Genomic DNA, 8,725 nt, shown 5'->3' with positions numbered 1-8,725 from the left:
CAACCCATGGCCGAGAACCGAGAGCTAGCACTCTCGATGTCAATCAACCAAAGGAATCCCCACGGCATCCAAAGGACACCGCTCATGGGGGTTTTGTTACTTGGCACTGACTTTCGGCACGCTGTTGAGTTCTCAAGGAACGGACGCGCACGAACCCCAGCCAATTCCTTGGCCTTCATCCGCGGCGGTGATCCCACAGTACACCGGCTCCGCAGCAGTCGAACCTCAGGGGCTCAACCGGCGGTTTCCCAGGCCCTGCGGCCCGGTCCGTTCTCGCTCGGTGCAAAAAGAACACTACACGCCCCCCAACAACCCCGCACACCGGGGGTCCCCCAAGGGTCAACCGACGACCCTCCATGCCCGCTGAGCAGGCAGAAGACCGCTCAGGCCACCCCGCGGGGCCGGAACTGGACGCTGACCCTCGGTCCGACGGCCTTGGTGGTCTTGGGGATGCAGTGCTCCCACGTCCGCTGGCAGGAGCCGCCCATCACCACGAGGTCGCCGTGCCCGAGCGGGAACCGGAGGCTCTCGCCGCCACCGACTGGTCGGAGCAGCAGCGGACGCGGCGACCCGAAGGAGACGATGGCGACCATCGTGTCGGTGGAGCGGCTGCGCCCGACCCGGTCGCCGTGCCAGGCGACGCTGTCGCGGCCGTCCCGGTAGAGGCACATGCCGGCGGTGACGAAGTGCTCCCCGAGCTCGGGGCCGTAGTGGGTGTTCAGGTTCTCCCGCGCTGACGTGAGCAGCGGGTGGGGCAGCGTCTCGCCGCCGCCGTACCAGCGCAGCAGGCGGGGCACGGCGACCTCCCGGTCGTACATCTGCCGGCGGTCGGCGCGCCACCCGATGTCGCCGAGCAGCACGCCGAGCAGCTCGTCGGAGCCCTCCACCCAGCCCGGCAGGTGGTCGACCCAGGCGCCGCGGCTCAGCTGGTGCCGGACGACCCGCCCGGAGAGCGGCGTGAGCGCGGCCTCCTCGGCGACGTCCCACATGGACGGCTGGTGCGCGAGCGACATGCCGGCACGCTACCGCAGGTTTCGCACATGTGTTCGAAAACCTGTGGAAAACGTCAGGCGCTGAGTGCCAGCGCGAACGGCAGCACGGCCGCGGCCCCCGCGAGCCGGAGCTCCCGCCCGGCTACGGTCATCGTCCACCGGGAGTCGGCCAGGTCGTCGACGAGCAGCACCGGGGCATCACCCAGGCGGGCGAGGTGCTCCCGCAGCTCGGGGCCGACGACGATCCGCTGCCAGACACCCGCGAGCCGGAAGGCGCTGTTGCCACCGGGCTGACCGGTCGGACCGCCGTGCACCAGCTCGAGCGACCCCAGGTACGGCAGCCTGCCCACCCGGGCCAGGCCCTCGGCCACCCCGGCCACCAGGGCCGGGCGCCGCCGCGACGGCATGGAGACGACCGCGCCGGGGCGCTGCGCCCAGTCCCACGCACCGAGCACCCGGGCGCACGCCGTGAGCAGGTCGTCGTCCGGTGGTGCGTCAGAGGCGTGGCCGGGCCGGATCACCCGGTGGCTCACGTCGTAGGCGGCGTCCGGGTCCTCCTCGAGCGGCGGGGCCTCCAGGTCGTCGGCCAGCGTCGCGACGCCGCCCACGCCGTCGTCACCGAGCAGGGTGCGCAACCGCTGACCCCAGCCCAGGTCGGTGAGCCGGGCGACGGCCCGGCCGGTCTCGATCTGCTCGGCCGGGGGGATCTTGCCCTTCACCTGCACCCCGAGCCGGTCGGCACCGGTGGGCCACTGGGCGCGCGGGGGCAGCTCGACACCCGGCCGGTCGAGCCGGGCGGAGGCCGCCTCGGCGGCACCGGCCGGCACGTCGGTGGCGTACCAGGGGCCGGCGCAGACGTCGCACCGACCGCACGGGGCTGCCGTCGGGTCGTCCAGCGCCTCCTGGAGGAAGGCCATCCGGCACTCGGCCGCGTCGACCGGCTTGGCGTAGGTGAGCATCGACCGCTGCTCGGCCTCCCGGGTCTCGGTGACCCGCGCGTACCGCTCGGCGTCGTAGACCCACGGCACACCGGTGGACCGCCAGCCGCCCTGCACCCGCTCGACCGCCCCGTCGACGGCCAGCACCTTCAGCAGCAGCTCGAGCCGGGACCGCCGCACGTCGGCGACCGTCTCCAGCCGGGCCACCGACCAGGCCTTTCCGTCGGCCATCGCGGTGAGGACGGCGGCGGCGTGGTCCTCCCGGGGCATGGACGACGTGGCGAACCACTGCCAGATGGCGATGTCCTCGGGCCCGGGCAGCAGCAGCACGTCGGCGTGCTCCACCGCGCGGCCGGCGCGACCGACCTGCTGGTAGTAGCTGACCGGGGACGACGGTGCGCCGAGGTGGACGACGAAGCCGAGGTCGGGCTTGTCGAACCCCATGCCGAGCGCGGAGGTGGCGACCAGCGCCTTGACCCGGTTCTCGCGCAGCGCCTCCTCGGCGTCCTTGCGGTCGGCGTCGTCCAGCCGGCCGGTGTAGGCCCGGACCTCGTGGCCGGCGTCCCGGAGGAGGGCGGCGGTCTCCTCGGCGGCCGCGACGGTGAGCGTGTAGACGATGCCGCTGCCCGGCAGGTCCTCGAGGTGGGCGGCCAGCCAGGCCAGCCGGGCCCGGTCGGTGTCGAGCCGGAGCACGCCCAGCCGCAGCGAGTCGCGGGCCAGCGGACCCCGCACGGTGGTGACGTCGACCCCGCCGGCGCCGAGCTGCTCGGCGACGTCGGCGACCACCCGCTCGTTGGCCGTCGCGGTGGTGGCGAGCACGGGGGTGCCGGCCGGCAGCTGGCCCAGCAGGTCGCGGATGCGGCGGTAGTCGGGGCGGAAGTCGTGCCCCCAGTCGGAGACGCAGTGCGCCTCGTCGACCACCAGCAGGCCGCAGCGGTCGACGAGGGCGGGCAGCTGCTCGTCGCGGAACCGCGGGTTGGTCAGCCGCTCCGGGGAGACCAGCAGCACGTCGACGTCGTCGGCGGCCAGGCGGGCGTTGACGTCGTCCCACTCGGTGACGTTGGAGCTGGAGATCTCCACCGCCTTGATGCCCGCGCGCGAGGCGGCGGCCACCTGGTCGCGCATGAGCGCCAGCAGCGGGCTGACCAGCAGCGTCGGGCCGGCCCCGCGGCGGCGCAGCAGCGCGGTGGACACGAAGTAGACGGCGGACTTGCCCCATCCGGTGCGCTGCACGACGAGCGCCCGCTGGTGCCGCTCGACCAGCGCGGCCACCGCGGCGTCCTGCCCCTCGCGGAAGACCGCGTCGGGCCGGCCGGTGAGCTCGCGCAGCACGGCGAGGGCCTCGTCGGCCAGTTCGGTCGAGGGAGGGGCCACCGCTGTCATGCCCCCGACCGTAGGCGCAGGCACCGACACTCCGGGGTCGCCGTGCGGAGGCTGTGGACGGCGCGCGAAGATGACGGCGATGCTGCCGCCCGACAACCACGTCCACTCCGAGTTCTCGTGGGACACCGGGCCGCGGGCGTCGATGCTGGCCACCTGCGCGGAGGCGGTCCGGGTCGGCCTGCCCGCGGTCGCCTTCACCGAGCACCTGGACTTCACGGTCTGGGGTGCCCGCGACAAGGCCACCGCCGACGGGCTGACCGACCGGTTCCCGGCCAACCAGCTGCCGATCGACGTCGACGTCTACTCCGAGACCATCTGGGAGTGCCGCGACCGGTTCCCGCAGCTGCGGATCTGGACCGGCGTCGAGGCGGGTGAGCCGCACCTGTTCGGCGGCAGCGTCGCCGAGCACCTCGACCGGGCACCGGTCGACCGGATCCTCGGCTCGCTGCACTCGCTGCCCGTCGACGGCCGGCTCCTCGGCGTCAACCGGCTGCTGCGCACCGAGGACCCCGAGACGGTGATGCGCCGGTACCTGACCGAGATGGTCGGGATGATCGGCAGCAGCGACGTCTTCCAGGTGCTCGCGCACTGCGACTACCCGCGCCGTTACTGGCCCGGCGGGCGCGACCGGTACCCCGAGAAGCTGTTCGAGGAGGAGTACCGGGCGGTGTTCCGGGCGCTGGCGGCCAGCGGCCGCGCGCTCGAGGTGAACACGACCAGCCCGTTGTGGTCGGTCGACCTGCTGCGCTGGTACCGCGACGCGGGCGGTGACGCGGTGAGCTTCGGCAGCGACGCGCACCTGCCCGGCAACGTGGGGCAGAAGTTCGCGCTGGCCGTCGACGTCGTGGAGCAGGCCGGCTTCAGGCCCGGCCGGGACCGCTTCGACTTCTGGCGCCGCTGACCGGCCGCCGGGCGGTCACGGGAGGCGTCAGACGTCCCACCTGCCACTCCCGCCTGGACCGGTCCGTCACGGGAGGCCCGCGAGCTGCCGATGACGAGCACGTGATGGCGCAGCAGCTCTGGGACGGCACCTTCTCCACCGAGGCGGTCGCGACCGCCGGCCTGGCGCGGCTGGACCAGCTGCACGCCGAGGCCATGGCCACCATCGCCGCGATCGCGGCGCACTGGGACGCCCCGGCCGACGCCGTGCAGCCGGCCGGCGAGCCCGAGGACACCACCTTCAGCGACCCGGAGTCCTGGTACGCCGCGGACGACGACGAGCTGGACGACGAGGACGCCCACGTCCTGCCCGTCTCCGAGCTGCCGCCGCTGCCCCCGCTGCTGCTCCGGCCGCGCCGGGTCGCCGCCGCGTCCGCGCCGGTCGAGACCGCGGACGACCGGCTGCTCGCCGCCTCCTGACGCACCCCCACCGGTCCCGGCGGGAAGAACTACTTCACCGCTAAGGGAAATTGTCCTAGGGTCGCGCAATGACCCTCCCCCGCCGCGTCGTCATCGCGCTCGGGGGCAACGCGATGACCGGCCCCGACGGGTCGGCGACGCCCGGCGCGCAGCGGGACGCCATCGCCGTCGCCGCCGGGCACATCGCCGAGGTCGTGGGCACCGGGGCGCACGTCGTCCTGACCCACGGCAACGGACCGCAGGTGGGCAACCTGCTGGTCAAGAACGAGCTGGCCGCTCACGAGGTCCCGCCGGTGCCGCTGGACTGGAACGTCGCGCAGACCCAGGCGACGATCGGCTTCACCCTGGCCGACGAGCTCGACGCGGCCCTCGGCGCCCGCGGGCTGCCCCAGCGCACCGCCGCCCTGGTCACCCGGACGCTCGTCGACCCGGCCGACCCCGGCTTCACCACCCCCGCCAAGCCGGTCGGCCGCTACCTGCCGCGCGAGCAGGCCCAGCGCTTCATCGACCTCGGGCAGACCTGGGAGGACCGCGGCGCCCGCGGCTGGCGGCGCGTCGTCGCCTCGCCCGAGCCCCGGTCCGTCGTCGACGTCCCGGCGATCGCGGCGCTGGCCGCGGCCGGGTTCGTCGTGGTCTGCGCCGGCGGGGGCGGCGTCCCGGTGGTCGACGACGGGCCGGCCCTGCGCGGGGTCGAGGCGGTCATCGACAAGGACCTCACCGCCGCCCTGCTGGCCCGCGAGCTGGTCGCCGACACGCTGGTCATCGCCACCGACGTCCCGGCCGTCATGGTCGGGTTCGGCACGCCGGACGCCCGGCCGCTGGGCCGGGTCACCGCCGCCGAGCTGCGGGAGCTGGCCGCGGCCGGCGAGTTCGCCCGCGGCTCGATGGGCCCCAAGGTCGACGCGGCGCTGCGGTTCGTCGCCGGGCACCCGGCCGGCCGCGCCGTCATCACCTCGCTCGAGCACATCTCCGACGCCGTCAGCGGTGACGACGTCGGCACCGTCCTCACGTCCTGACCCCACCCCCGTTGGAAGGAACCCCTGTGCCTGCACCGATCGAGGTCCGCAAGGTCCCGCTGCACAACGTCAGCGACGCCTCCGAGCTCGCCAAGCTCATCGACGACGGCGTCATGGAGGCCGACCGCGTCGTCGCCGTGATCGGCAAGACGGAGGGCAACGGCGGCGTCAACGACTACACCCGGATCATCGCCGACCGCGCGTTCCGCGAGGTGCTGCTGGAGAAGGGCAGCCGGAGCAAGGAGGAGGTCGGGGAGATCCCGATCGTCTGGTCCGGCGGCACGGACGGCGTCATCAGCCCGCACGCCACGATCTTCGCCACCCTCCCCGAGGAGTCGGTGGAGAAGACCGACGAGCCGCGGCTGACCGTCGGCTACGCGATGAGCGACGTCCTGCTGCCCGAGGACATCGGCCGCATCACGATGGTGGAGAAGGTCGCCGAGGGCGTGCGCCGGGCGATGGAGGCCGCCGGGATCACCGACCCGGCCGACGTCCACTACGTGCAGACGAAGACCCCGCTGCTGACGATCGAGACCATCCGGGACGCCAAGTCCCGCGGCAAGGACACCTACTACGACGAGCCGCACGGCTCGATGGACCTGTCCAACGGGACGACTGCGCTGGGCATCGCGGTGGCCCTCGGCGAGATCGAGATGCCGACGCAGGAGCAGGTCATGCGCGACCTGTCGCTGTTCAGCGCGGTGGCCTCCTGCTCCTCGGGCGTCGAGCTCGACCGGGCGCAGATCGTGGTCGTCGGCAACGCCCGCGGGCACGGCGGCAACTACCGGATCGGCCACTCGGTCATGAAGGACGCGCTGGACCAGGACGGCATCTGGGACGCCATCCGCCAGGCCGGGTTCGACCTGCCCGAGCGGCCGCACGTCAGCGACCTGGGCGACCGCCTGGTCAACGTCTTCCTCAAGTGCGAGGCCGACCCGACCGGCTACGTGCGCGGCCGGCGCAACGCGATGCTCGACGACTCCGACGTCTTCTGGCACCGGCAGATCAAGGCCACCGTCGGTGGCGTGGCCGCCTCGGTGACCGGCGACCCGGCGGTGTTCGTGTCGGTGGCCGCGGTCCACCAGGGCCCGTCCGGCGGCGGCCCGGTCGCCGCGATCATCAAGGCCTGACCGCTCGGACCTGCACCTGGTGCCCGGTGACCCGCCGTCCTGCGGCGGGTCACCGGGCACCACCCGCATGACCCCCGGCGGGGTCAGACCAGCGCCGCACCGCCGTCCACCGTGACGACGCTGCCGCTGGCGAACGGCTGCTGGAGCAGGAAGAGGTAGGCCGCGGCGACGTCCTCGACCTCCCCGACGGCGCCGGTGAGCAGGGTGTCCCCGACGGCGGCGAACAGCGCCTCGCGGGCGTCCTCCGCCATGTCCCGCCAGAGCGGGCTGCGTACCACCCCCGGCGCGACCGCGTTGACCCGGATCGGGGCGAGCTCCACGGCGAGCGCCCGGGTGAGCGAGGACACCGCCCCGCAGATGCTGGCAGCCACCGACCAGCCCGGGTCCGGTCGGTCGCCGGCCGACCCCGTGGTCAGCGTGATCGACCCGCCGGGCTGCAGGTGGGGCAGTGCGCTGCGCACTGCGCCCAGCGCGCCGAAGTACCGCAGCGCGAAGAAGTCCCGGGCCCTGCCGAGGTCGAGGTCCAGCTCGCGCACGGGCAGCAGCGACAGCGCCTCCCCCGCGGTGAAGACCAGGTGGTCCAGCGGACCGGTCCGGGTGAAGAGGTCGCGGACGGCGGCCGGGTCGGTGAGGTCGACCGCGTGCCCGGCGGCCGTGCCGGGCAGCAGCCCGAGCGCCTCCTGCACACCGGCGGGCCGGCTGGAGGCGACGGTGACCCGGGCGCCCAGCTCGGCGGCCTGCCGGGCGACGGCCAGGCCGATGCCGGACGTGCCTCCCAGGACGACGACGTGCTGGTCGGTGAGGTTCATGGGTGGGGCTCCCTCGGTCGGGCGGGTGGGATGGCCCCACGCTGCGGGCCCCGGGCGCCCGGCGTCCACGACCTGATCCCGACCGGCCGATACCCTCAGGGCATCAGCCGAGCTGGAAGGGCCGATGGACCTCGACCTGCGCAAGGTCCGCTACTTCGTGGCGGTCGCCGAGCACCGGCACTTCGGGCGCGCGGCGGAGTCGCTGTTCATCGCCCAGCCCGTGCTCTCGCGGCAGAGCCGCGCGCTGGAGCGCGAGCTGGGGGTGGTGCTCTTCGTGCGCGACACCCGCGGCACCGAGCTCAGCGCGGCCGGCGAGCAGCTGCTGGCCGATGCACCGGCGCTGCTCGGCGGCGCGGCGGCGGTCCAGCGCCGGGTGGCCCGGGCGGGCCGCGGTGAGCGCGTGCTGGTGGTGGGCTTTATGCCCGGGGTCGTGGTGACACCCGCCGTCCGGGCGTTCGGGCGGGCGCACCCGGACGTCGTGGTCGACGTCGTCCGCACCGGCTGGGACGACCAGGTCACGACCCTGCGGGACGGCCGGGTCGACGTGGGGTACGTGCGGCTGCCGCTGGACCGGACCGGTCTCCACGTCGAGCAGCTGGCCGGCGAGCCGCGGGTGGCGGCCCTGCCCGCCGACCACCCGCTGGCCGGCAAGGAGCGGCTCCGGCTGGCCGACCTGGTCGGCGACCACCTGCTGCAGGACCCCGACGCGGTGCCGGAGTGGCGCGACCTGGGGATCGACGGGGGCGCTTGGCACCGCCTGCCGGCCGTGCGGACCGTGGAGGAGAAGCTGGAGCACGTCGCCGCCGGCTCGGGATTCGTCGCGCTGCCGGCGTCGACCGCCCGCGCCTACCCGAGGCCCGACGTCGCCGTGGTCGAGGTCGCCGACCTGCCGGCCACCGTCGTCGCGCTCGCCTGGCAGGCCGGCCGCGGGGACCCGCTGGTGCGCGCGTTCGCCGAGGTCGCCGTGCGGCTCGCCGGAACTGCCCTCACCGCGCGCTGACGTCCGGCCGGTTAGCGCCGGTGCGGACCGCCGAGCGTGCACTCGTTGCCCGGTGACACGCCGCCCCACGGCGTGTCACCGGGCAACATCTGCATGAT

8 protein-coding genes are annotated in these 8,725 nt (G+C 74.2%); 5 read left to right on the top strand and 3 right to left on the bottom strand.

Features of this window, described 5'->3' with window-relative positions; translation table 11 throughout:
* Positions 1-383 precede the first annotated feature (383 nt).
* A complete protein-coding gene (locus tag AB0J00_RS16545; protein WP_357746572.1) occupies positions 384-1,013 on the bottom strand; it encodes an alpha-ketoglutarate-dependent dioxygenase AlkB in 630 nt (209 codons plus the stop codon).
* Between the two features lie 53 nt (positions 1,014-1,066).
* Positions 1,067-3,313, bottom strand: coding sequence for a DEAD/DEAH box helicase (locus AB0J00_RS16540; RefSeq protein WP_357746570.1), 2,247 nt, complete (start codon positions 3,311-3,313; stop codon positions 1,067-1,069).
* A 79-nt stretch (positions 3,314-3,392) separates the two neighbouring features.
* Here AB0J00_RS16540 and AB0J00_RS16535 point away from each other — a divergent pair, with 79 nt between their 5' ends.
* From AB0J00_RS16535 to AB0J00_RS16520, 4 genes are all read left to right on the top strand, one after another.
* Complete coding sequence (locus tag AB0J00_RS16535) at positions 3,393-4,214, top strand: PHP domain-containing protein (RefSeq protein ID WP_357746567.1); 822 nt, start codon at positions 3,393-3,395, stop codon at positions 4,212-4,214.
* Between the two features lie 104 nt (positions 4,215-4,318).
* On the top strand, positions 4,319-4,672 hold the full coding sequence (locus AB0J00_RS16530; protein WP_357746565.1) for a hypothetical protein: 354 nt from the start codon (positions 4,319-4,321) through the stop codon (positions 4,670-4,672).
* 68 nt (positions 4,673-4,740) lie between these two features.
* A complete protein-coding gene (locus AB0J00_RS16525; protein ID WP_357746562.1) occupies positions 4,741-5,688 on the top strand; it encodes a carbamate kinase in 948 nt (315 codons plus the stop codon).
* A gap of 26 nt (positions 5,689-5,714) precedes the next feature.
* A complete protein-coding gene (locus AB0J00_RS16520) occupies positions 5,715-6,818 on the top strand; it encodes a ring-opening amidohydrolase (protein ID WP_357746561.1) in 1,104 nt (367 codons plus the stop codon).
* Positions 6,819-6,901: 83 nt separating this feature from the next.
* On the opposite strand, the gene AB0J00_RS16515 is transcribed toward AB0J00_RS16520, so the two are convergent.
* Positions 6,902-7,627 carry an SDR family oxidoreductase gene (locus AB0J00_RS16515; protein ID WP_357746558.1) on the bottom strand — a complete coding sequence of 242 codons (726 nt, stop codon included), beginning with the start codon at positions 7,625-7,627 and terminating at the stop codon, positions 6,902-6,904.
* Positions 7,628-7,751: 124 nt separating this feature from the next.
* Here AB0J00_RS16515 and AB0J00_RS16510 point away from each other — a divergent pair, with 124 nt between their 5' ends.
* The gene (locus tag AB0J00_RS16510; RefSeq protein ID WP_357746555.1) at positions 7,752-8,627 is read left to right on the top strand and encodes a LysR substrate-binding domain-containing protein; all 876 of its coding nucleotides are present in this window, start codon (positions 7,752-7,754) and stop codon (positions 8,625-8,627) included.
* Positions 8,628-8,725 lie beyond the last annotated feature (98 nt).

The organism is Modestobacter sp. NPDC049651, assembly GCF_040659695.1.
GTDB lineage: Bacteria > Actinomycetota > Actinomycetes > Mycobacteriales > Geodermatophilaceae > Modestobacter.
This window is presented reverse-complemented; position numbering and strand designations above follow the sequence as displayed.

Bases quoted from the DNA above. Each gene is read 5' to 3' on its own strand.
- AB0J00_RS16545 (WP_357746572.1), bottom strand. From the start codon at position 1,013: ATGTCGCTCGCGCACCAGCCGTCCATGTGGGACGTCGCCGAGGAGGCC.
- AB0J00_RS16540 (WP_357746570.1), bottom strand. From the start codon at position 3,313: ATGACAGCGGTGGCCCCTCCCTCGACCGAACTGGCCGACGAGGCCCTC.
- AB0J00_RS16535 (WP_357746567.1), top strand. From the start codon at position 3,393: ATGCTGCCGCCCGACAACCACGTCCACTCCGAGTTCTCGTGGGACACC.
- AB0J00_RS16530 (WP_357746565.1), top strand. From the start codon at position 4,319: ATGGCGCAGCAGCTCTGGGACGGCACCTTCTCCACCGAGGCGGTCGCG.
- AB0J00_RS16525 (WP_357746562.1), top strand. From the start codon at position 4,741: ATGACCCTCCCCCGCCGCGTCGTCATCGCGCTCGGGGGCAACGCGATG.
- AB0J00_RS16515 (WP_357746558.1), bottom strand. From the start codon at position 7,627: ATGAACCTCACCGACCAGCACGTCGTCGTCCTGGGAGGCACGTCCGGC.
- AB0J00_RS16510 (WP_357746555.1), top strand. From the start codon at position 7,752: ATGGACCTCGACCTGCGCAAGGTCCGCTACTTCGTGGCGGTCGCCGAG.